The sequence below is a fragment of the Erythrobacter alti genome, assembly GCF_037996805.1.
Lineage (GTDB): Bacteria > Pseudomonadota > Alphaproteobacteria > Sphingomonadales > Sphingomonadaceae > Alteraurantiacibacter > Alteraurantiacibacter alti.
This window is the reverse complement of record NZ_JBBNAX010000001.1, coordinates 306,152-327,501: the sequence shown is the minus strand read 5'-3', so window position 1 is coordinate 327,501 and position 21,350 is coordinate 306,152. Positions and strand designations below refer to the sequence as shown.

21 protein-coding genes are annotated in these 21,350 nt (G+C 61.9%); 8 read left to right on the top strand and 13 right to left on the bottom strand.

What is annotated here, in order from left to right; genetic code table 11:
- Positions 1–33 precede the first annotated feature (33 nt).
- Positions 34–2,235 carry a transglycosylase domain-containing protein gene (locus tag AAC850_RS01530; protein WP_340586757.1) on the top strand — a complete coding sequence of 734 codons (2,202 nt, stop codon included), beginning with the start codon at positions 34–36 and terminating at the stop codon, positions 2,233–2,235.
- A 15-nt stretch (positions 2,236–2,250) separates the two neighbouring features.
- On the opposite strand, the gene AAC850_RS01525 is transcribed toward AAC850_RS01530, so the two are convergent.
- From AAC850_RS01525 to fmt, 3 genes are read right to left on the bottom strand one after another with little or no spacing between them, the layout of a single operon-like run.
- On the bottom strand, positions 2,251–3,363 hold the full coding sequence (locus AAC850_RS01525; protein ID WP_340586755.1) for an alcohol dehydrogenase catalytic domain-containing protein: 1,113 nt from the start codon (positions 3,361–3,363) through the stop codon (positions 2,251–2,253).
- On the bottom strand, positions 3,360–4,124 hold the full coding sequence (gene truA / locus AAC850_RS01520) for a tRNA pseudouridine(38-40) synthase TruA (protein ID WP_340586753.1): 765 nt from the start codon (positions 4,122–4,124) through the stop codon (positions 3,360–3,362). Before truA ends, AAC850_RS01525 begins: the two co-directional genes overlap by 4 nt.
- Entirely contained in the window at positions 4,121–5,011 is an 891-nt protein-coding gene (gene fmt, locus AAC850_RS01515; RefSeq protein ID WP_340586752.1) for a methionyl-tRNA formyltransferase, read from the bottom strand. The genes truA and fmt overlap by 4 nt, the downstream gene beginning before the upstream one ends.
- Before the next feature lie 59 nt (positions 5,012–5,070).
- Between fmt and recR the strand changes: the two genes are divergently transcribed.
- Both recR and AAC850_RS01505 read left to right on the top strand, forming a co-directional pair.
- Positions 5,071–5,667 (top strand): recombination mediator RecR, encoded by a 597-nt coding sequence (gene recR, locus AAC850_RS01510; protein ID WP_340586750.1) that lies wholly within the window; start codon positions 5,071–5,073, stop codon positions 5,665–5,667.
- Between the two features lie 35 nt (positions 5,668–5,702).
- Positions 5,703–6,269: a peptide deformylase gene (locus tag AAC850_RS01505; protein ID WP_340586749.1), complete on the top strand. Its 567-nt coding sequence runs from the start codon at positions 5,703–5,705 to the stop codon at positions 6,267–6,269.
- A gap of 77 nt (positions 6,270–6,346) precedes the next feature.
- Here AAC850_RS01505 and AAC850_RS01500 read toward each other — a convergent pair whose 3' ends face one another.
- Positions 6,347–8,431: a spermine/spermidine synthase domain-containing protein gene (locus AAC850_RS01500; protein ID WP_340586748.1), complete on the bottom strand. Its 2,085-nt coding sequence runs from the start codon at positions 8,429–8,431 to the stop codon at positions 6,347–6,349.
- Positions 8,432–8,545: 114 nt separating this feature from the next.
- Positions 8,546–8,950, bottom strand: coding sequence for a four-helix bundle copper-binding protein (locus AAC850_RS01495; protein WP_340586746.1), 405 nt, complete (start codon positions 8,948–8,950; stop codon positions 8,546–8,548).
- A gap of 93 nt (positions 8,951–9,043) precedes the next feature.
- Between AAC850_RS01495 and AAC850_RS01490 the strand changes: the two genes are divergently transcribed.
- Positions 9,044–10,486 (top strand): DNA recombination protein RmuC, encoded by a 1,443-nt coding sequence (locus AAC850_RS01490; RefSeq protein WP_340586744.1) that lies wholly within the window; start codon positions 9,044–9,046, stop codon positions 10,484–10,486.
- Complete coding sequence (locus AAC850_RS01485; RefSeq protein ID WP_340586743.1) at positions 10,483–11,211, top strand: hypothetical protein; 729 nt, start codon at positions 10,483–10,485, stop codon at positions 11,209–11,211. The genes AAC850_RS01490 and AAC850_RS01485 overlap by 4 nt, the downstream gene beginning before the upstream one ends.
- Here AAC850_RS01485 and AAC850_RS01480 read toward each other — a convergent pair.
- The 7 genes from AAC850_RS01480 to AAC850_RS01450 are packed head-to-tail and all read right to left on the bottom strand — an operon-like array spanning position 11,208 to position 16,444.
- Positions 11,208–12,008: a TrmH family RNA methyltransferase gene (locus tag AAC850_RS01480; RefSeq protein WP_340586742.1), complete on the bottom strand. Its 801-nt coding sequence runs from the start codon at positions 12,006–12,008 to the stop codon at positions 11,208–11,210. The two genes, AAC850_RS01485 and AAC850_RS01480, sit on opposite strands and share 4 nt — an antisense overlap.
- Before the next feature lie 13 nt (positions 12,009–12,021).
- Positions 12,022–12,297: an HPr family phosphocarrier protein gene (locus AAC850_RS01475; RefSeq protein WP_340586740.1), complete on the bottom strand. Its 276-nt coding sequence runs from the start codon at positions 12,295–12,297 to the stop codon at positions 12,022–12,024.
- A 14-nt stretch (positions 12,298–12,311) separates the two neighbouring features.
- On the bottom strand, positions 12,312–12,716 hold the full coding sequence (locus AAC850_RS01470) for a PTS sugar transporter subunit IIA (protein ID WP_340586739.1): 405 nt from the start codon (positions 12,714–12,716) through the stop codon (positions 12,312–12,314).
- Positions 12,717–12,771: 55 nt separating this feature from the next.
- Complete coding sequence (rapZ, locus tag AAC850_RS01465; protein WP_340586738.1) at positions 12,772–13,680, bottom strand: RNase adapter RapZ; 909 nt, start codon at positions 13,678–13,680, stop codon at positions 12,772–12,774.
- A 44-nt stretch (positions 13,681–13,724) separates the two neighbouring features.
- Complete coding sequence (locus tag AAC850_RS01460) at positions 13,725–14,144, bottom strand: HPr kinase/phosphorylase (RefSeq protein ID WP_340586737.1); 420 nt, start codon at positions 14,142–14,144, stop codon at positions 13,725–13,727.
- Between the two features lie 10 nt (positions 14,145–14,154).
- On the bottom strand, positions 14,155–15,726 hold the full coding sequence (locus AAC850_RS01455; RefSeq protein WP_340586736.1) for a stimulus-sensing domain-containing protein: 1,572 nt from the start codon (positions 15,724–15,726) through the stop codon (positions 14,155–14,157).
- Positions 15,719–16,444: a response regulator transcription factor gene (locus AAC850_RS01450; RefSeq protein ID WP_340587225.1), complete on the bottom strand. Its 726-nt coding sequence runs from the start codon at positions 16,442–16,444 to the stop codon at positions 15,719–15,721. The genes AAC850_RS01455 and AAC850_RS01450 overlap by 8 nt, the downstream gene beginning before the upstream one ends.
- A gap of 321 nt (positions 16,445–16,765) precedes the next feature.
- Between AAC850_RS01450 and AAC850_RS01445 the strand changes: the two genes are divergently transcribed.
- From AAC850_RS01445 to AAC850_RS01435, 3 genes are all read left to right on the top strand, one after another.
- Entirely contained in the window at positions 16,766–18,385 is a 1,620-nt protein-coding gene (locus AAC850_RS01445; protein WP_340586734.1) for a phosphoenolpyruvate carboxykinase, read from the top strand.
- A gap of 118 nt (positions 18,386–18,503) precedes the next feature.
- The gene (locus tag AAC850_RS01440; protein ID WP_340586732.1) at positions 18,504–18,860 is read left to right on the top strand and encodes a hypothetical protein; all 357 of its coding nucleotides are present in this window, start codon (positions 18,504–18,506) and stop codon (positions 18,858–18,860) included.
- Between the two features lies 1 nt (position 18,861).
- Positions 18,862–19,368 carry a DUF937 domain-containing protein gene (locus tag AAC850_RS01435; protein WP_340586730.1) on the top strand — a complete coding sequence of 169 codons (507 nt, stop codon included), beginning with the start codon at positions 18,862–18,864 and terminating at the stop codon, positions 19,366–19,368.
- Positions 19,369–19,426: 58 nt separating this feature from the next.
- Here the strand turns inward: AAC850_RS01435 and AAC850_RS01430 are convergent, their stop codons facing one another.
- Positions 19,427–21,298, bottom strand: a complete 1,872-nt coding sequence (locus AAC850_RS01430; RefSeq protein WP_340586728.1) for a DUF885 domain-containing protein — start codon at positions 21,296–21,298, stop codon at positions 19,427–19,429.
- Positions 21,299–21,350: the final 52 nt, after the last annotated feature.

The following is a 21,350-nucleotide window of genomic DNA, read 5'->3' as shown; positions in this document are numbered from 1 at the left end:
GTGTTACTTTGTTAATACAGCTGGGTGAGCAGCATGTGGAGTAACCCCTTTTCCCGGCGCAAGCGGGACAACCCGACGGACCATTGGGCCGAGCGTGATCTGGCGCTCGAGAACGCACCGTGGACGCCGCTTCACGGTCTCGATGACGAAGATTATCCGGCGCGGGGCTATCCATCGGATCGCTATCCCCATGGGCAAGGCGTTTGGGACGATTTTGCCGCTGCCGAACGCTATCGCACGGGGTGGCGCCGGTTCCTGCCGAAGAAGCTGCAGGGCCGATCCTGGTTATGGTGGATCAGCCGCTGGATCGCCGCGATCCTCATGCTGTTCATCGTGCTGGTTGCCTATCTTGCGATAACAGCGCCGCTCAACAAGTCGCTCCAACCCATTGCTCCGCCGCAGATAACCCTGCTGGCGGCGGACGGCACACCGATTGCCCGCAATGGCGCGATGGTGGACGAGCCGGTGCTGGTGGCAGACCTACCCGAACACGTGCTCGAACCCTTCCTCGCCATCGAGGATCGCCGCTTCTACAGCCATTGGGGCGTCGATCCGCGCGGGGTCGCGCGGGCGGCCTGGACGGGCCACGGCGGCGGTTCGACGATCACCCAGCAGCTTGCCAAATTCACTTTCCTCAGTCCCGAACAAACGCTGACCCGCAAGGCTCGCGAGGCGTTGATCGCGCTTTGGCTAGAGGCATGGCTGACCAAGGACGAAATCCTCGAGCGCTATCTTTCCAACGCCTATTTCGGCGACAACATGTACGGCCTGCGCGCTGCCAGCCTGCATTATTTCTATCGCCAGCCCGAAAACCTGCGTCCCGAGCAAGCGGCGATGCTGGCGGGCCTGTTGCAGGCTCCCAGCCGCCTTGCGCCAACCCGCAATCCGGGCCTGGCCGCTGCCCGCTATGAACTGGTGAAGGGCGCGCTGGTGGCTGCGGGTTACATCACGCAGGATGAGGCGAACGCGATGGGCGTGCCGGCGCTCGATGTGCGCACACGCTATGATGTGCCGACCGGGACATATTTTGCCGATTGGGCACTGCCCGAAGCGCGCGAGTTGAGCGAGGTTTCCTACTCGCGCCACACCTTGACCACGACGCTCGACTCGCGCCTGCAGAATATCGCGCGACAGACCATCGAACGCGCTCCGCTGGGTGAAGCGCAGGTGGCGCTGGTGGCGATGCGTACCAATGGCGAGGTCGTCGCGATGATCGGCGGGCGCGACTACGCGTCCAGCCCTTTCAACCGCGCCACACAGGCACGTCGCCAGCCCGGCTCCACCTTCAAACTGTTCGTCTACCTCGCGGCGCTGCGCGCGGGCTGGAGCCCGGACGATACCATTCCCAACACCGAGTTCACGCAGGGGAGCTACCGCCCGAGCAATTATAACGACCGCTATTCGGACAGGATCACCTTGCGGCAGGCTTTCGCGCAGTCATCCAACGTGGCTGCTGTCCGGCTGTTCAACGAAGTTGGCAGCGAAGCCGTGATCGAGACTGCGCGCGAACTTGGCGTGACGTCACCCTTGCCCGATGGCGATCCGTCGCTGGCGCTGGGTACATCGACCATGACCCTGCTCGAACTCACCGCCGCCTATGCCGGGGTCGCGGCCAATGGTTTTCCCGTCGAGCCGCGCGCTTTCCCGATCGCTGAAGAGGGTTGGTTCGACTGGCTGTGGAACGGTCGCGGGAGCCTTGGCAACCGTGACCATGCCGATATCGAGGAATTGCTGCGCTCTGCCATCAACGACGGCACTGGCCGCGCCGCGACGCTCTCCATCGCGAATTACGGCAAGACCGGCACATCGCAGGACAATCGTGACGCGCTGTTCGTGGGCTATGCGGGCGATTTGGTGGTCGGCGTATGGATCGGCAATGACGACAATTCGCCGCTGAACGGGATCTCGGGTGGCGGGCTACCCGCGCGCATCTGGAGCCAGTTCATGCGCGGTGCCCTCGGCGCAGAAGCTGCTCCGCCCAAACCTACACCTTCGCCCGATCCGAGCGGTCCGGTCGAGCCACTGGACGTGCCCGATCTTGACGATATTCCGCTGGGTGACGGCCGCCGCCTCATCATCCGTGATGGCCAGGCGATCATCGTCACCGATGTCGAAGGCGTTCCGGTCGAGGTGGGTGTGCGCGACGGCGACTTCTCGTTCGAATTCGACGAGGAAGCCGCCGCGAGGCGCCTGGAGGAGGAATTGCGGCGCGAGGGCATGGAAGCCGGGCCTTGACGCGCCGCCGATTGCCTAGTCGTGCGGCGTAACGAGATATTTCTCGCCCGTTTTCATCTGCGCATAATCCATGATCGCGTCCTTGGTCAGCATCTCTTCCAGATTGACACGTGTCTTGTAGGAACTGGCAAAAGTGCTGGTCAGCCCGCTGACAACGCGCTGGCGCAAGCCCATCAGGGTCTGCATATCGCAGCTTGCAAGGAACGGCATCAGCAGCCAGCCCGATACCGTCCAACCAAAGCCATAGCTCGGCGTCAGTATCGTCGGCGAAAGGTCGAGCCGGCCGTAGATGTACATTTTCTTCGGCTGGTCGGAGCCATAGCGGCTGTATTCGGTCATTTCCGCGGCCGCGACGCGTTCCATTGCGCGTAGGCAGGTGTCGGTGGTCTGACCGCCGCCAATGGGATCGAAGCCAAGGAATGCCCTGGTTTCACCGATAGCGCCCGCCAGTTGTTTTTCGAAATCATCGTCCGAGGAATTGACCACATGGCTTGCGCCCTGGCCGCGGAGCAGTTCGGCCTGCGAATCCTTGCGCACGATATTGACCAGCGCGACATCGTCCTCCTGGCAAATGCGGTTGAGCATCTGGCCGAGGTTGGAGGCGGCTGCGGCGTGGATGATCGCATCATGCCCTTCGCGCTTGGCAGTCTCGACAAAGCCCAGCGCGGTCATCGGGTTGACGAAGGAGCTTGCGCCCTGTTCCGCCGTGTGATCGCCGAGCGGAATGCACATCATGGCATCGGCCAGCGCATATTCGCTGAAGGCATTGCCCGGTACGCAGGCTACGCGTTGACCCATCAGCGCTTGCGCCATCTCGCCGTCGCCTGCGGCAATGACGGTGCCTGCGCCTTCATTTCCGACCGTCTGCGGCTTGCCGTGGCGTGAAGCTTGTCCGGCAGCGACCTGCGGGTGCAATTGCATCTCGATCTTGCCGGGCGAATATTCCGCGTTCTCGAGATCGGCACCCGCCGTCATCAGGAACAGGTCGGACGGATTGATGGGCGCTGCTTCCATCTTCACCAGCACCTGATTGCCGGTTGGCGCGGGAAAGGTCTTTTCTTCGAGCGCGAGGGTCATTTTCCCGTCTGCGGTGAGGTTCGATACAAGTTGCCGTCCGGTCGTGGTCATTGTGAATTCTCCTGTGTGTCATCCGCATAACGCGCGGCAACGAAATAAAGGCCATGAGGAGGGGCATTAAGGCCGAGAGCAGCGCGATCGCGCGCTTTCAGCGCTTCCCCGACTTGTGAAACGCTCCATTGTCCTTGCCCCACCAGCGCGAGGCAACCGACCATCGAACGGACCTGGTGATGCAGGAAACTGCGGGCACCGGCCCTGATGATGACCGCGTCCCCCTCTCGCGACACATCCAACCTGTCGAGCGTCTTGACCGGCTCGGCGGCCTGGCAATGGGCCGAGCGGAAGGTCGTGAAATCGTGCCGCCCGACCAGCGCCTGCGCGGCATCATGCATGGCTTCTGCATTGAGCGGGCGAGCAATGTGCCATGCGCGGCCCTTCTCTAGCGTCAGTGGAGCGCGGCGGTTGCGGATGCGGTATTCGTAGCTGCGACCGGTGCAGGAAAAGCGTGCGTGCCAGTCTTCAGGCTTCACTTCGCAATGGGTAATCGCGACAGGCTCTGGCCGCAAATGGGCGTTGAGAGCTTCCATCAGGCGAAAAGGTTCGAACTTCTTTTCGATATCGAGATGGCTGCGCATGGCGAGCGCGTGGACGCCGCTATCGGTGCGTCCCGCGCTGTGCAGCGTCACCCGCTCTCCGGTCACGCGCTGTGCAGCGTCCTCGATGGATTGTTGCACGCTCGGTCCATTGTCCTGTCGCTGAAGGCCGAAGAAAGGCGTCCCGTCAAACTCCACGGTGAGGGCAAAGCGGGTCATGCGAGGCGCGTGCCAGCGGCGACCGGATTGCCGCGCAGGAAGTCTGCGGCGCTCATGGCCGGCTTGCCTGCGCGTTGCAGCACAAGCGGGCGTAACACACCTTCGCCGCACGCTATGGCCAGGCGATCATCGAGCACACTTCCGGGTTCGCCCGCTCCATCGTCCACTTCGGCCAGGAGGAGTTTGACCCGCTCGCCATCGAGCGAAAACCAGCTGCCGGGGAAGGGCGCAAAACCGCGCACTTCACGCTCGAGCACATCGGCGGGCTTGGCGAAAACAAGCTTGGCTTCGGCCTTGTCGATCTTGGGAGCATAGGTGGCGAGCGCATCATCCTGCTTTTCGGGCACTAGCGTATCGAGCCGCGAGAGAGCCTCGACCATCAATTGCGCGCCCATCTCGGCCAGTTCGTCATGCAGGGCGCCGGTAGTTTTGCGACCGATCGGCGTGGCGCGCTTGAGCAGCATGGGGCCGGTGTCGAGGCCCGCCTCCATCTGCATGATGGTGATGCCGGTTTCCTCATCGCCTGCCTGCACAGCACGGTGGATCGGTGCCGCCCCGCGCCAGCGCGGCAACAGCGAGCCGTGGACATTGAGGCAGCCGCGCTTGGGCGCATCGAGGATCGCTTGCGGCAACAACAGGCCATAGGCCGCGACCACGGCGACATCGGCATCCAGCGCGGCAAATTCCGCCTGCGCTTCTGCACTTTTCAGGCTGGTGGGATGGCAAACCTCGATGCCCAACTCCTGCGCACGGGCGTGGACGGGTGACGCACGCTCCTGCTTGCCGCGGCCTGCCCGGCGCGGTGGCTGGCTGTAGGCGGCGACGATATCATGCCCGGCTTCGGCCAGCGCATTGAGCACCGACACGGCAAAATCGGGCGTTCCCATGAAGACTATGCGCAAGCTGCACCTTTCTATCCGTCGCGCGCCGCCCTATCTGGCGTAACATGGCATCGCAAGAGATCGAAAACCTGGCTTCCGCTTTGGCCCGGCTACCGGGCCTTGGCCCGCGTTCGGCGCGGCGTGCGGTTCTGTGGCTGGTGAAACACCGTGAGACCGCGCTTGACCAGGTGATCGAGGCGCTCGGCGCGGTGCGGGACAAGCTCGTCGAATGTCACACCTGCGGCAATGTCGATACGCGCAATCCGTGCAGCATTTGCGCCGATTCCAAGCGCGACCAGAAAAGCATTTGCGTGGTCGAGGACGTGGCAGATCTTTGGGCGCTGGACCGTGCGCGGCTGTTCACCGGACGCTATCACGTGCTCGGCGGCAAGCTCTCCGCGCTCGACGGTGTGCGACCCGAAGACCTGGCGATCGATCACCTGCTGGGCCGCGTGGAGCAGGGCGGTGTGGACGAAGTCGTGCTCGCCATGAATGCCACGCTGGAGGGGCAGACGACCGCGCATTATATCGCGGAAAGGCTGGACCAATTTCCGGTCCGCATAACCCAACTTGCGCACGGCCTGCCGGTCGGCGGAGAGCTCGATTACCTCGACGAAGGCACGCTGGCGCAAGCCTTGCGGGCCCGTCGGCCACTCTCATGATTGAATCACGCGCCAATCCGCACTAAATTACCCCCATGGCTATACGTGAAATCCTGGAAGCGCCGGACCCCCGGCTGAAAATTGTCTCGTCTCCCGTCGAGAAGTTCGACGATGGGCTGAAAACGCTCGTCGATGACATGTTCGAGACGATGTACGCCGCGCATGGCATCGGGCTGGCCGCCATTCAGGTGGGCGAGCCGATCCGCCTGCTGGTTATCGACCTTCAGGAAGAAGACCCTGATGCTGAGCCCGAAGAGTGCGAGCATGACGGCACGAAGCACACGCACAAGCCGATCATCAACGATCCGCGCGTATTCGTGAATCCCGAAATTCTCGATCCGAGCGATGACACCGGTACCTATCAGGAAGGCTGCCTGTCGGTTCCTGATATCTTCGCCGATGTCGAACGCCCGGCACGCTGCCGCGTCCGCTGGCAGGACCTCGAGGGCAAGACCCACGAAGAGGAAATGACCGGTATGCTGGCCGTGTGCATCCAGCATGAGATGGACCACCTCAACGGCATCCTGTTCATCGACCACCTCAGCCGCCTGAAGCGCTCGATGGCTCTCAAGAAGCTCGCAAAGGCACGCCAAGCCGCGTAGTTTTCGCGTGCCATAGAAACAAGAAAAGGGCCGCTCCATCGGGGCGGCCCTTTCCGTTTGTGAGTTGGTGGTTCGGCCTAACCGGCACCCGCCACTTGCGGGCGAACCTTGGGGATCAGCACGAAAGCCAGCAGGTAGAGCGCGCCCACCACGATCAGCAGATTGTTGTATCCGGTAAACAGCGCCGCATATTCGAGGCAGCCGCCAAGGATCGTGCCGAGCAGGTTCACCGCGAAGGCCGAGCGGGTGTCGCCGCTTTCGCGGAAACGTTTGGCGAAGGCCACGTTGGCGATGAAGATCGGCACGAAGGCGAGCAGCGTTGCCGCCACAAGGCGCGGGCCGAAGCTCATTGCCAGCAGCCATTCCTCGGGGATGAAGAAAGCGCCCAGCAGCGATGCCAGCATGGCGGCATAGCACCAGCCAATCGGCGGGGTCTTGAACTTGCGGGTATATTCCACCGCGCACAGCACCACGATCAGCACGCCGCCGAACACCAGCGCATTCACGAACCAAGTGGTGCCGAACAGCAGCGCAAAGGTCGCGATATTCTTCGTTTCCAGCAGCATGAACGCTGCACCCATGAAGAACAGGTCGGCATAGGGGCGCATTTCGCGCAATGGGCCACCCAAAGTCCGCACTGTAAGCAGCGATGCGGCAAGGATGAGGCCCAAGGTCACGATGTAGAGCGGCGGAAAGTTGTCGCCCTTGAAGTAGATGAAGGGCGAATTGTCGTTTGCAGGAGCCATGTCGGCTTCGCTGCTGACCGGCTGCCACGTGCCATTGCACGCTTGGTCAGCAGGAGTCAGGCCCACGGTTATCACCGCCTGCGCGCCGTCGAACGTGTCGACACAGGGCGTGTGGCCGAAAGCGGTCGCGGCGGTGTTTGCCAGACGGTCGATCAGCCAGTCCTCGCGGTAGTAGTTGTACATCGCGAAATTGCCGCCTTCGTTCAGCCGCGAACGCACCGATGCCAGCGCCTCTTCGGTGAAGAGAAAGCTTTCGAGACGGATTTGCGAAGCGCCGTTCACCAGTGTCAGGCTGTCGGGCAGGGCGAACAGGATGAAGTCGTAGGTCTTGTCGGTGCCTTCAAGGAATGCGCGGCCATCATTGATATGGCGGGTAACGCGCGGGTCCTGGTAGGGCCGGTCGATATTGTGCTCGACACCGATTTCCATGATGCGCGGGTCGATATCGACCGCATCGACGCTGCGCGCACCGTTTTGCAAGGCGACGGCCACGTCCGAGCCAGAACCGGCACCGATGATCAGCACATCGCCCAGTTCTGGCGCAGCACGGCGTTCGTAAGGGGTGAAATAGATCGAATAGCCCATGTCACGGCGCAGGCTGTTGGGAGCCATGACCTGGTGCGGCACGCCATTCGCGCGTATTTTCAAAACGCCGTCGATCGGCGGATCGCTCTCGAGCGTCTGAATCTTGTAGTAGGGCGACCAGCTGATGTCCTCATCCACGCTTTCGTTAAACAGGATGACGAGCAGCGGCAGCGTCCATGCGATCATCGCCATGCGCCGCGCCTTATCGGACAGGCCAACGTAAAGAACGCCAGCAAGCATTCCCCAGATGATGCTGGGTGCATGAAGGAAGCTGAGGGCAGAGAATGCCACGATGCCCGCCAGCGAGCCGACGAGATCCCAGCGGTAGGCTTTGAGCGCAGGAAGCTTGGCAAAGCAGCGACCGACCAGCTCGGCAGGACCGGCAAGGATCACCGCGACAAGGCAGAAGATCAGCGGCAGCGCGAGCCATGCAGGCGGGCCGCCAAGTTCGAGCGCGGTGAAGTAGATGATATCGCCGCCTTCGCGCTGGATGCTCATCGGGTAACGGATCACGCCGATGGTCAGCAATGTCAGCAGGGGCAGCGACCAAGGCCAGATCGACCAGCTCTTGCGGCTGATCAGGAAGCCGGCACCGATTCCGAGGAAACTGCCGAGCAACACGAAATTGGAGAAATAGGACAGGTGGACGACGTTGGAGCCGAGCCAGCGGATCAACGCCAGTTCGACGAACAGCATCAGCGCAGCGGATAGCACCAGACGGGTCGCAACCGCGTTTTCGCTTTCGGCCTTTTCTGCAACGGGCGCGACGCCTGCGGCTTCCTTGTCCCAGATATCAGCCAGTCCGGCTACGTCATTCTCGGTGATTTGCACGCGTAAGTCCCCTGAACAGTGTCAGGGTTGCACTACGGCCGGTATGGTTAAGATCGCGTCAATCCGCCCGATCACGCCGCGGGGCGTAGGTGACCGGGCAAGGATTTCGGTAGATTACGCGGTGGCTGTTTCCACCATGCCTTCAAGTGCCTTCACGCAGTCTTCCATGCATTCGCGGCACATCTTTTCGCAGCGGCGGCAATGCGCATTGTCATGCTTGGCGCATTCCTCGGCGCAGACCTTGCACGCGATGATGCAGGCTTCGAGCAGCGACTTGATCACCACCGTATTGCCATGCGTGCGCCGCGCGGCAACGGTGCTCACGGCTTGGCAGATGTCTGCGCAATCCGAACATTTGCGGATGCATTCGGACATATCGCCCTGCTCTGCATTGCACGCATCAACGCAGGAATTGCAGATTGCCGCGCAATACATGGCGTGCTTGACCGCCTCGCCCAATTGCTCGTTGTAATCGGACCCGACTTGCGGATGTTCCTGGATCATTTCCTTGATCGACATGACTTTATCTCCTTTGCCATTGCAGCGCACGGCGCGGGGGATTGGTTCCGAAATGGTGTTTGCGAAGCTGTGCGTTCCGACTATGTTCCGATCATGGATTCTATAGCAATCATACTCGTAATCGTCGCGCTCGCGGTGGGCGTCTTCGCCGGCTTCTTCTTCGGATCGCGTCCGGTGGCCGATTTGAAGGAGCGCCTGTCCACCCGCGACGGCGAGGCGCGCGAGCTGGACGAGAAATTCCGCAAGGCCATCGTCGATCTCGAAGGTGCGAGCGTTCGCGCGGAGAAAGCCGATGCACTTTTCACGCAGCTCGACGAGGTTCGGACCGAGCGGGAAGGGCTGCGCGCCGAACTGGCGACGCTGAAGGCCGATGCAGCAAACCACGAAAAGCAGCTCACCTTGCTGAAGGAAGCGCGCGAGGAATTGATGACGCAGTTTCGCGCGGCGGGCAGCGAAGTGCTGTCGAAAGCGCAGGAAAAATTCATCGCCGATGCCGCCGAACGCTTCGGCAATTCGGAAAAGGCCAACAAGGAAGCGGTCGCCAATCTGCTCAAACCGGTGAACGACCGGCTGCTGAAATACGAAGAACAGGTCGGCTCGCTCGAACGCCAGCGCACCGACGCCTTTGCCAAGCTGCACCAGCAGATCGAGACGATGCGGCTGGGGCAGGAAGAAGTCCGGCGCGAAGCGCAGCGGCTCGGCAATTCGCTCACCAACGCACCCAAGGCGCGCGGACGCTGGGGCGAGCGGGCTTTGCAGAACCTGCTCGAACAATGCGGATTGGCCGAGCATACCGATTTCCATCTCGAACAATCGCTGGAAACAGATGGCGGCAGGATGCGGCCTGATGCCATCGTCAACGTGCCCGGCCAGAAGAAGCTGGTGATCGATTCCAAGGTGTCGCTCAACGCCTATCAGGCCGCGTTCGAGGCCGATGACGATGACGAGCGCAAACGTCACATGGCCATGCACGCCAAGTCGATGCGCAACCACGTCCAGACACTTGGCGCAAAAAGTTACCAGAGCCAGTTCGAGGAAGCGCCCGATTACGTGGTTATGTTCGTGCCCGGCGAACATTTCGTGGCAGCCGCACTCGAAGCCGATCCGGAGCTTTGGGACTACGCTTTCGACAACAGAGTGCTGCTGGCCACACCGACCAACCTGGTCGCCATCGCGCGCACCGTGGCGCAGGTATGGCGGCAGGATGCGCTGGCGGCCGAAGCGCAAGAGATCGGGCGCATGGGGGCCGAGCTCTACTCGCGGCTGGAAACGGCTGCGGCGCATCTCAAGCGCATGGGCGGCGGGTTGGAAACGGCGGTCACCAATTACAACAAGTTCGTCGGCAGCTTCGAGCGCAATGTCCTCTCCTCCGCGCGCCGGATGCAGGAAAAGGGAATCGAGATCGGCAAGAAGGAAATCGACGAAATTCCACTTGTCGAGGGCGCGCCTCGTTATACCGGCGCGGACTTGACGGATGACGAGCAATCGCTTCTTCTCCCCGGCGAAAACCAGCAGGAAGAGACCGCTGCCGAATGATCGCTCGCCACGCCTTGCTAGCCGCAATCCTGGTCACCAGCCTGGCTGCGTGTGACCGTTCCGATCCGCCGGTCAAGAAGCTGGAGCGTGCGGCGGAAGACATGATGGGAGAAGTGCAAGGCGAAAACCTGCCCCGGCAGGCCAAGGGCCCCTATGCGCCGCGCAACGAATGCCTCGACCAGCCCGGTGCCGCGGAATTCCTGCTCGACTTGCGCAACGCTGCTGCCGCGCGCAATGCGGATGCGCTGGTGGCGCTGTCCGCAGACGATATCATGCTCGATTTCGGCGGCGGGGCCGGGACCGAACTGCTCCGCGAAAGGCTGGCCGAGGAAAGTGGCTACCTGTGGAATGCGCTCGATGAAGTTCTGATATTGGGATGCGCATCGGATGGCGCGCGCATGACCATGCCGTGGTATTTCACGCAGGACATTAAAGCCGACCCCTACATGGGCGCGATAGTCATGGGTGAGGATGTTCCCCTGTACCGATCAGCTTCGGAAGATTCCGAGGTTCTCGGGCAGATTTCGTGGAACATCGTCGAGGCGCAGGAGGGTCGCCGGGAGGGCGATCGCTTCGCAGAAGTGATCTGGATAAATCCCAATGATGACACGCCGGTCGAGGGTTATGTCGAAGTGGAGAAGCTCCGCTCGATCATCGATTATCGCCTGATCGTGACGCGGCGCAACAACCGCTGGCGGATCACCAATTTCATCGCTGGCGACTAGCCCTCGAAGCTGGCGAGAACCTCATATCCCAGAACAGCAGCGGCGATCGCGGCGTTGAGGCTATCCGCCTGACCGCGCATCGGCATGGTCACGCGCAAGTCGCAAGCTGCCTCGTATTCCTCCGGTAACCCTCGCGATTCATTGCCGACGAGCACGAAGCACGGCGCTGCATAGGGAGCGCCGCGATAGGGCACGGCGTCGCGCAGGCTCGCGGCGACCAGTTGGCCTTTGCCGCCGCGCAACCAGGTAATGAATTCATCCCACGGTGCGCGGGCGAGGGCTTGGGTGAAGACCGCGCCCATGCTTGCGCGGACTGCCTCGACGCTGAAGGGATCGGCGCAGTCGTCGATCAGGATCAGACCGCCTGCCCCGAGCGCATCGCCGGTGCGCAGCATGGTGCCCAGATTGCCGGGGTCGCGTAACGCCTGTGCCACAAGCCAGATCGGCGCGGAACTGCGGTCGAGCGCGGAGAGCGATGTATCGAACTCCGCGAACACGCCCACGACGCCTTGCGAATTATCCTTCCCCGTAATCTTGGAAAGAATGTCGGGAGACGTCTCGATCACTTCGCCGCCTGACGCCTCAACAGCGTTTTCCAGTGCATCGACCAAGGGGTGCGGATCGCGCTTCTCGGCCATGACCAGCATTTCCGGCACGCGCCCGCTTTCGAGCGCATCGGTCAGCAGGCGCAGGCCTTCGACAAGGAACTTGCCCTCGCGCCGCCGATGCTTCTTGTCCCGCAAGGAGCGCAAATATTTGACGGTGGGATTGGAAAAGCCGGTGATGGTGCGGCGCATGACTGGCCGCGTCCTAATCTTCGCCGAAACCGGTTTCGACCAACTCGACCAGTTCCGCCAATCGTTCCTCTGCCGCTTCGCCTTCGACAGACAGGGTGACGGTATCGCCCTTGGCTGCACCCAGCATCATCAGACCGAGGATCGATCCGCCAAGCGCGCAATTGCCGTCCTTGGCAACCTTTACGGTGCTACCATCCATTCCAGCGGCAGCGGCGACGAATTTGGCGCTGGCCCGCGCGTGAAGTCCGCGCTTGTTGACGATCAGGACGTCCTTACTGTGTCCGTTCAAACCTGCGTCCTCCCCTACGCGTGCTGGCCAAGAAACTCGGATGCGATGGTGATATAGGTGCGACCGGCCTCGCGCGCGGCCTGGGCCGCCTTGTCGAGCGTCATTTCCTTGCGAGCGCCAGCCAGCCTGATCAGCATCGGCAGGTTGATCCCCGCGATTACTTCGGTCTTGCCGGCTTTCAACAGCGAGATTGCCAGGTTCGAAGGTGTCCCGCCAAACAGGTCTGTCAGCAGGATCACGCCCGCACCGCTATCGACCTTAGTTATTGCCTTGGCGATATCGGCGCGACGCTTTTCCATGTCATCATGCGGGCCGATGCAGATGGTCGCGACATCGTCCTGCGTGCCAACGACGTGCTCCATCGCGGCGACAAATTCCTCGGCCAGGCGGCCGTGCGTAACCAGAATGATTCCGATCATCGGGCAATCATGCTCTTGCGGTGCGATTGATTTTCGAGGGTGATGTGATTTTCATTCACGGGTGTTGAGTGCCTTCGACAAGTTCCGCTGCGCGCGATCCCAGATTGCGGTGCAGGACCGTGGGCGAAAAGCCACCGTCGCGCAAGACCTGCGCCATCTTCTCGGCGGTGTAGACACTGCGGTGTCTCCCGCCGGTACAACCGAAGGCGATGTTGACGTAAGCCTTTCCCTGCTCGGCATAGCGTGGAAGCAGTTCCAGCAGCAGTGAACGGATTTTCTCGAAAGTCGATGCAAACACCGCGCTTCGTTCGATAAACTCACCGACCGGTGCATCAAGCCCGGTCTGCTCGCGCAAATCTTCCTGCCAGTGAGGATTGTCGAGGAAGCGCATGTCGAACACCAGATCGGCCGTGGGCGGTTTGCCGCGTGAAAAGCCGAAGCTGGAGACGGTGACGGTCATCTGTTGCGGTGCGGTCTGCGAAAACTGCTCTCGGATCGTTTGCTTGAGGTCATTGGTGGAAAAGTCGGTCGTATCGATCAGCACGTCAGCCCAGCGGCGCAAGGGAGCGAGCAGTTCGCGCTCCGCCGCTATGCCCGATGCAACCGGCAAATCCTGCGCCAGATAATGGCGACGGCGTGTTTCATTGAACCGTCGTTCAAGCTCGTTCCCGGCGCAGTCGAGAAACAGCGTGGTGATCGGAATATTTTCTTCTTCCACCCAGTGTTTTACCTGGTCAATCACGTCCGACGGGATGAAGCCGCGCGTCCTGCAATCGAAGCCGATCGCCAGCGAGAAGGGCTCGCTCCCTTTCCCGACGAGCCTGTCCAACAGGCGGATCGGGAAATTGTCGATCGATTCCCAGCCAAGGTCTTCCAACTCGCGAAGCGCGGTCGTCTTGCCAGCGCCCAGCATTCCGGTGACCAGCAGGATGCGTTGCCGTTGTCCTTGAGAATTCTCTCCCATGTCGCTGATGTGCGCCTTCAATTATGAAATGTGAAGAGGTGACATCAGGGCAGGCCGTGGATTTCCAGGGCCGCTTCCGCTCGCAGCGCGAGGACGAACGTGTCCGGATAAAGATCGACCTGCGGTATCTCGCGCCCCAGCAGCAAGGCCTGCCCGTGACCGAGCGGCAAGCGCTCGGCATCGTGTGTCAGATTGATGATGATCGCGACTTTCGCGCTGGTGACCGGCACTTCGAGCAGGCCAACATTGCGGATTTCGATCAGCCCTTCGGTATTGGGCGGCGGGGAGGCGACGACCCGCTCTCCATCCCATTCAAGCGACACGCCATCATCACCGACCAGCTCGCCGCCGCGATCGAGCAAGGCGAGCGCGAGCGACGATTTCCCGCTGCCGGGCGCGCCGGTGATGAGGACCGCGCGACCGCGCATGGCAACGCAGCTGACATTTGCCAACACTTCGCTCATCCGCAATTCCTCATGAATTCAATTCCCTCGCCGCAGGAAGTTCTAGCAGCAGGCACGCTCCGCCAAATTCGGGCGGAGCGTCTTCGACCCGCAGCGAACCATCATGCGCCTCTGCGATCGTGCGGCCTATGGCAAGGCCAAGCCCGCTGTGTTTGCCAAAGCTTTCCTCGTCAGGGCGATGCGAATGGAAGCGACGGAACACTTTTTCGCGCGCGTCTTCCGGGATGCCCGGGCCCTGGTCGCATACCCGCGCCTGTACGCGTCCATTGGCCTGACTGAAGGTGACAGAGATGCGCCCGCCTTCGGGAGAGAAGGACAAGGCATTGTCGAGCAGGTTTTCCGCTACCCGTTCCAACCTGATCGGCGCGCCCAGAACACGCGCTGGGGTGACATCGCGTTGGACCTCTATCGAGCAACCCCGCGTCTCGCCACGCTCCAATTTGCGCACAACCACATTGGCGAACAGCTCGCACAGATCGACAGGTTCGAACGTCGCCCGGCTCAATTCTGCATCAATGCGGCTGGCCTCGGAAATCTCCGTCACCAGGCGGTCGATCCGCTGCACGTCATGCGCGGCAATATCGACCAGCTGTGCGCGCAATTCAGGGTCGGTGACCTTGGGCAGGGACTCGGTTGCGCTGCGCAGGCTGGCAAGCGGGTTCTTGATTTCATGGGCGACGTCAGCGGCAAAGCTTTCGACCGCGTCGATGCGGTGGCGAAGGGTGGCGGTCATGTCGGACACCGCACGGGCCAGCAGGCCGATTTCATCGCCGCGTTCCTGCATTCGGGGCACTTCGATATCGCGCTCCCGCCCGAGCCGCACACGCTGAGTCGAACGGACCAGGCGCCGCAGCGGATCGATAATGGTCGAGGCGAGGTAGAGCGAGAGCACGGTGGAGACGAGCAGGGCGAGCAGGATGATCGTCATCAGGCTGCTGCGAGCGGTGCGTACAGCCTGCGTGATGTCGACTGCATTGCGTGTGGTTAGCAGGCTCGCGCCGTTATTGCCCATGGGGGCGGCGGCGTTGATAACCGGTGTCCCATCGGGTGCGCGGCGCAGCTCTATCTGGCTGAGCCCCTGCTGGCGGACACGCGCCAGTTCAGGCCAGTTGTCGGCGGACGTATCCTCGGGCTCGACATAGGGCGGCGCTTCACGCGCACCCACGACGAGGTCGACCGCCTCGTCGGTCCACCGGGCAAGATCTTCCAGAAATGGCTCCGCTACCGGATCATCGAACTGGAAACTGGGCTCATCCAGTTCGAAGCTGTCGGCTATCAATGCCCCGTTGGCGTCATACAGACGCAAACGCATTCTCTGTTCTCGGCCGATCTGGCTGAGCAAGGCTTCCTGACGTTCGCGCTGGGCACCGGCCAGTGCCTCTGCCGTGATCTGTGCTTCGATGCGTGCCAGCTTGAATCGCTCATCCAGCAGTTGGCGGCGGTAGGAATCGAGAAAGAACAGGCTCCCTGCCAACACCAGCAAGGGAATCAGGTTGACGACGAGGATCCGCCTGGTGAGCGAGGTCCCGATGGGAAAGGCCAGCCGTTCGAACCGGCCGGCAGCCTCGGCATCTTCAGCCATCGGAGAAGCTGTATCCCGCGCCGTACAAAGTCTCGATTGCGCCGAACGTCGGGTCAACGCTGCGGAACTTGCGCCGCAGCCGCTTGATGTGAGAATCGACGGTGCGATCATCCACGAAGATGTCATCCGGGTAGGCGGCGTCCATCAACTGGTTGCGGCTCTTTATCACGCCGGGGCGCTGGGCGAGTGCTTCAAGGATCAGGAATTCGGTAACGGTCAGGCTGACATTGCGTCCATCCCACGTAACCTGGTGGCGGGCCGGGTCCATCGACAGGCGTCCGCGAACGATAAGTCCATTGGCCGTCTCTACCGAGCCCGCCACCGGCTCATGACCATCCTCGAGCGGGGCTGCGCGGCGCAGGATAGCGCGTATGCGGGCGAGCAGCAGGCGCTGGCTGAACGGTTTGGCGATATAATCGTCAGCCCCCATCGCCAGACCGGCTTCCTCGTCCTCTTCCTGGTCTTTGCTGGTCAGGAAGATCACCGGCAGGTCGGAATGCTGGCGCAAGCGTTGCAGCAGTTCCATCCCGTCCATGCGCGGCATCTTGATGTCGAACACGGCAAGGTCGGGCGGGTTGGCCTGGAGTGACGCGATAGCCGCCTCGCCATCCGAATAGACTCGGGTAACATAACCTTCGGCCTGAAGCGCAATCGACAACGTGGTAAGAATGTTGCGATCGTCGTCAACCAGCGCAATCACGCGCTGGCTTTCGGACATCGGATGCGCTTCGGCACCGACCTGTCTATCGACAGATTCGTGCACATCGCCGGTCTGCTGATCGTCTGCTTGCGCCATACTCTCCCTTGCTGACCACCGGACTAACTTTTCAAGCGCAGATACACAACTTTCTTGCGCATCGGTCAGTACGAAAACTTCCTTGGCGCGATGTGAACGATAACATCGGGCAGTGCGTGAAAATTGGTCCGTGACTCAAATTGACGACGCAATCCCTCATCCCTATGCGCATCGTGACTCAAACGCATACGAATGCGTGGAGAATACCGGTTTTCGCTGAAACGCTTCAAAAGGAGCCTTGTCTTGTCCGCTTCGCTTAGTGTCCCGCTTTCTGCTCAGGGCATCGCCACATCTGCCACTATCCACGCCAATCTGAATCGGCCCGAGCTTGTCGAAGCCGCTGTCGCGAATGGCGAGGGCAAGCTAGCGCAAGGCGGTCCGCTGGTCGTGCAAACAGGCAAGCACACCGGACGCAGTGCGAAGGACAAGTTCATCGTCCGCGATGCCGAGACCGAAGACACGGTATGGTGGGACAACAACGCCTCCATGACGCCCGAACATTTCGCGGCATTGAAAGAGGATTTCCTCGCTGCGCTGGGCGACAAGGAAACGCTCTATGTCGCCGACCTGTTCGGCGGATCGCAGCCCGAACACCGGGTGCGGGTGCGCGTGGTCAACGAGCTGGCGTGGCACAATCTTTTCATTCGCACCCTGCTGTGCCGCCCGTCGGTTAGCGAGCTGGAAGGCTTCGACCCGGAATACACCATTATCGACCTGCCCAGCTTCCGCGCCGATCCCGAGCGCCACGGCACGCGCAGCGAAACCGTGGTGGCGGTGAACCTTTCGGAAAAGCTGATCCTGATCGGCGGCACGAAATATGCCGGCGAGATGAAGAAGAGCGTTTTCGGCATTCTCAATTACTTGCTGCCGACCAAGGGCGTGATGCCGATGCATTGCAGCGCCAACACCGGTCCGGACGGCAAGACGGCCGTGTTCTTCGGCCTTTCGGGCACCGGCAAGACCACGCTTTCCGCCGATGCTAGCCGCACGCTGATCGGCGATGACGAGCACGGCTGGTCGGACGAGTCCGTCTTCAACTTCGAAGGCGGCTGCTACGCCAAGATGATCCGCCTGTCCGAAGAAGCTGAGCCTGAAATTTACGCGACCACACGGATGTTCGGCACGGTGCTGGAAAATGTCGTGATGGATCCGGCCACGCGTGAACTCGATTTTGACGACAACTCGCTCGCCGAAAACTCGCGCGGTGCCTATCCGATCGAATATATCCCCAATACGTCGGAAAAGAACCTCGGCCCGGTACCGAGCAATGTCGTGATGCTGACCGCCGATGCATTCGGCGTGCTGCCTCCGATTGCGCGGCTCACGCCCGACCAGGCGATGTATCACTTCCTGTCGGGCTACACGGCCAAGGTTGCAGGCACCGAGATCGGCGTGACCGAGCCGGAAGCGACCTTCAGCACCTGCTTCGGTGCGCCGTTCATGCCGCGCCACCCCAGCGTCTACGGCAATTTGCTGAAAGAACGCATCGCTTCGGGCGGCGTGCAATGCTGGCTGCTCAACACCGGCTGGACCGGCGGCAAGTATGGCGTCGGCAACCGTATGCCGATCAAGGCAACGCGCGCGCTGCTCAATGCCGCGCTCGACGGAAAGATGGACGATGTCGAATACCGCAAGGACCCGAATTTCGGCTTCGATGTTCCGGTCAGCGTTCCGGCGCTGGCAGAGGCGGGCATCGACCAGTCGATCCTCGATCCGCGCAGCACCTGGGCCGATGCCAACGAGTATGACCGGACTGCCGAAAAGCTGGTGCAATTGTTCGTCGACAACTTCCGCCCGTTTGCCGAGCATGTCGATGAGGGCGTGCGCCAGGCCGCGCCGCAGACGAACCCTCAGCCCGCCTGAGAGACAAGTTTTTACAGTTGGAGAGGAGGGCCCCGCCCGGTGTGACGCCGGAGCGGGGCCTTTAACATGTCACGCTTTCGCCCTAGGATCGCAGCCGGATCACGAAGGAGAAACGACCATGAGCTTGCTTGACGGAATTCTGCGCAACATCGGTGGGGCACCGGACGACGTTGCCAATCTGGCGGAAAAGGTCGGGATCGATCCGGCCATGGCGGAAAAGGCAATTGCGACGCTGGGGCAGACCCACCAGATGCAGGGCGACACGGTAGAACTCGCGTCCGCCAAGACCGGGCTCGACAGCGGCGTCCTGTCGCAGATTGTCGAACAGATCGGCGGAGAGGGTTCGCTCACGCAGTTTGCAAGCGCCATCAAGGATGATCCGGGCAGCCTGATGGGCATTCTCGACAAGGATGGTGACGGAAATCCGCTGAACGATATCGCCGGAATGGCGAGCGGCCTGTTCGGGAAGAAGTAGGATGAGCCTAGCGCAGGTTCTCCAGCAAACAGGCGTCATTGAAAGCATGGCGCGCGAGCTCAACATCGATGAGCAGACGGCGCGCACGGGTGCAGGGGCGCTATTGCCCGCGATTGTCGCCGGGATGGGGCGCAGCTCCACCGCGGGCGGCGGGTCAGACCCGCTGGGCGGCCTCGGCAGTCTTGCCGGCGCTGTGCTTGGCGGCGGGGCTGGCGGCGGCCTGCTGGATGCGGTGCTTGGTACCAAGCCGACGCCGGTGGAACAGGGCAATGACATCCTCGGCAACATATTCGGCACCAAGGATGTCAGCCGCTCGGTCGCGGGCGAGGTCGCCGCGGTGACCGGGCTGGACGAAAGCCTGCTCAAGCGGATGCTGCCGATCCTCGCCATGGCGGTGGTCGGATACATGACGCGGCAGGCAGGTCAGGGCGGCAGCTCCGGCGCTACCGGCGGAGGTCCGCTAGGCGGCATCCTTGGCTCGATCGTCAGCGGAATGGCGCGCCGCTGAGGGATCGCCAGTTGAAAACAGGCCCGCGATGCAGCAATGCGTCGCGGGCCTTTTCGTATCAGCCGGGATTGCCGATAAAACGGGTGATGTTGTTCGCCAGAACATCGAGCGGTGCGTTGCCGCCTTCGACGACGGCGAGATTGAAATCGCGCAGGTCATAGGCGCTGCCCAATGCCTGCATCGCCCGTTCGCGCTGGCGCAGGATTTCCAGCTTCCCGACCATGTAGCCGCAGGCCTGCCCCGGCCAGCTGCAATAGCGGTCGATCTCGTTGGTCGTCTCCGCCACACCGACGCCGCTATTGGTATGGAAGAAGTCGATGGCCTGCTGGCGACCCCATCCCTTCGCGTGCAGGCCGGTGTCGACTACCAGCCGCACGGCGCGATAGGCCGCTGCCTGGTGATAGCCCAGACGCCAGGCCGGATTGTCATCATAGGCGCCCAATTCGTCACCAAGCTGTTCTGCGTAGAGCGCCCAGCCTTCGCTGAAGGCATTGAACGCCAGGATCGCGCGGATCAGTGGCAACTGGTTCGAATATTCGCCTTCCCAAACGTGCCCGGGAATCGCCTCGTGATGCGTCAGCGTGACGAGGTCGTAGGTCCGGTGCAGGTCGGTATCGCGCAAATTGATCCAGAAGGTGCCTGGGCGTGAGCCATCGACAGCGGGAGCGCCGCCATAGGCCGTGGGAGCGCCCAGTTCCTCGTTCGGCGGAATACGCCTCACGGCAACTTCAGGATCGATGACGCGGGAGAATGCGCGGGGCATCTGCGCCCGGATCCATTCGATACGTTCTTCGAGAAAGCGCATGATCTCGGCACGGCCCGCATCGCCCTCGGCAAATTTGAAACGCTCATCCTGCGACAACTGGATCATCCGCTGGCCCGGATTACCCTCGGTATAGCCAAGGCTGCGCAGGATCGGGTCCATCTGGCCGTGAATGTCCGCCAGCGTATCCATGCCAAGTTCGTGGATTTCGTCCGGCGACATCGATGTCGTGGTGGAGGACTTGAGGCTCCAGCGGTACCAGTCTTCGCCATGCGGGCGGGCGGATATTCCAGGCTCGCTGCTCGCCATGCCTCGCTGGGTCTGCAATTCGCCAAGCTGCGCTTCCAGCATGGGGGCGATACTGGTGGTAACGATGCCATGCGCACGCGACTGCCAGCTTCCGGCGATGCCTTCCTCCGCCGTGCGCCGCACCAGCGATTCCACCAGCGATCCGCCCGATCGTGCATCTGCCAACTGGCGACCCATCTGGTCGATTGCGCGGTCGAGCAGGAAATCGGGAGGGATGACGCCCATCGCGCGCTCGGCCTGCATCCGGCCAAGTTCGCCCTCGAGCACGCCGGGGATTTCGCCAAGTCGCGTCAGATAGGCTTCCGCATCGGCTTCATCGCGAACCGGATGGTCGGAATCGAGCGCGCGCGGCAAGTCGATATAGGCTCCGACGTTCTGGATCACCGGATATGGCGCGGTACGCCAGCTGCCGACGGGTATGTCGCCATAGGGCAGGGCAAAGCCTTCGATCGCAGTCGAGTAGGCGCTCTCGACCACATCGAAACTGGTGCGCGTTGCTGCGTCCATCCCGACCTTCGGGAATTGGCGAGCACGTTCAAGGTCGGCGGACAGGGTTGCAGCGTAGCTTGCCTGCCCGGCCTGCGATGCGTCGCCCAACTGGCTGCGCAAATAGGCGTGCTCGCCGGTATCGACGCCCAGAGAACTGGCACGTAAGGGTTCGTGGCGCAACAGGTTCCATGCAAATTCCTCGAGCAGACGCTGGCCTGCCGTCTGGCCTGCGGGTGGCACCATGTTCGGCGTTACCGAAACAGTGTCCTGCGTGGCGACACATCCGGGAAGCACGGCGAGCGCGGTGGAACTGCCCAGCGCACCCATGAAGGCGCGGCGGGAAAGCGAAGCGTCGATGATCTTTTGCATGGGGGAGTGGTTACCGATGAAACGGTTTTCGTCAAGCCAATGCGCAACCGCG

Coding starts and splice junctions, on each gene's coding strand:
- AAC850_RS01530 (WP_340586757.1), top strand. CDS start 34: ATGTGGAGTAACCCCTTTTCCCGGCGCAAGCGGGACAACCCGACGGAC.
- AAC850_RS01525 (WP_340586755.1), bottom strand. CDS start 3,363: ATGACCACGACCGGACGGCAACTTGTATCGAACCTCACCGCAGACGGG.
- truA (WP_340586753.1), bottom strand. CDS start 4,124: ATGACCCGCTTTGCCCTCACCGTGGAGTTTGACGGGACGCCTTTCTTC.
- fmt (WP_340586752.1), bottom strand. CDS start 5,011: ATGGGAACGCCCGATTTTGCCGTGTCGGTGCTCAATGCGCTGGCCGAA.
- recR (WP_340586750.1), top strand. CDS start 5,071: ATGGCATCGCAAGAGATCGAAAACCTGGCTTCCGCTTTGGCCCGGCTA.
- AAC850_RS01505 (WP_340586749.1), top strand. CDS start 5,703: ATGGCTATACGTGAAATCCTGGAAGCGCCGGACCCCCGGCTGAAAATT.
- AAC850_RS01495 (WP_340586746.1), bottom strand. CDS start 8,950: ATGTCGATCAAGGAAATGATCCAGGAACATCCGCAAGTCGGGTCCGAT.
- AAC850_RS01490 (WP_340586744.1), top strand. CDS start 9,044: ATGGATTCTATAGCAATCATACTCGTAATCGTCGCGCTCGCGGTGGGC.
- AAC850_RS01485 (WP_340586743.1), top strand. CDS start 10,483: ATGATCGCTCGCCACGCCTTGCTAGCCGCAATCCTGGTCACCAGCCTG.
- AAC850_RS01480 (WP_340586742.1), bottom strand. CDS start 12,008: ATGCGCCGCACCATCACCGGCTTTTCCAATCCCACCGTCAAATATTTG.
- AAC850_RS01470 (WP_340586739.1), bottom strand. CDS start 12,716: ATGATCGGAATCATTCTGGTTACGCACGGCCGCCTGGCCGAGGAATTT.
- rapZ (WP_340586738.1), bottom strand. CDS start 13,680: ATGGGAGAGAATTCTCAAGGACAACGGCAACGCATCCTGCTGGTCACC.
- AAC850_RS01460 (WP_340586737.1), bottom strand. CDS start 14,144: ATGAGCGAAGTGTTGGCAAATGTCAGCTGCGTTGCCATGCGCGGTCGC.
- AAC850_RS01455 (WP_340586736.1), bottom strand. CDS start 15,726: ATGGCTGAAGATGCCGAGGCTGCCGGCCGGTTCGAACGGCTGGCCTTT.
- AAC850_RS01450 (WP_340587225.1), bottom strand. CDS start 16,444: ATGTCCGAAAGCCAGCGCGTGATTGCGCTGGTTGACGACGATCGCAAC.
- AAC850_RS01440 (WP_340586732.1), top strand. CDS start 18,504: ATGAGCTTGCTTGACGGAATTCTGCGCAACATCGGTGGGGCACCGGAC.
- AAC850_RS01435 (WP_340586730.1), top strand. CDS start 18,862: ATGAGCCTAGCGCAGGTTCTCCAGCAAACAGGCGTCATTGAAAGCATG.
- AAC850_RS01430 (WP_340586728.1), bottom strand. CDS start 21,298: ATGCAAAAGATCATCGACGCTTCGCTTTCCCGCCGCGCCTTCATGGGT.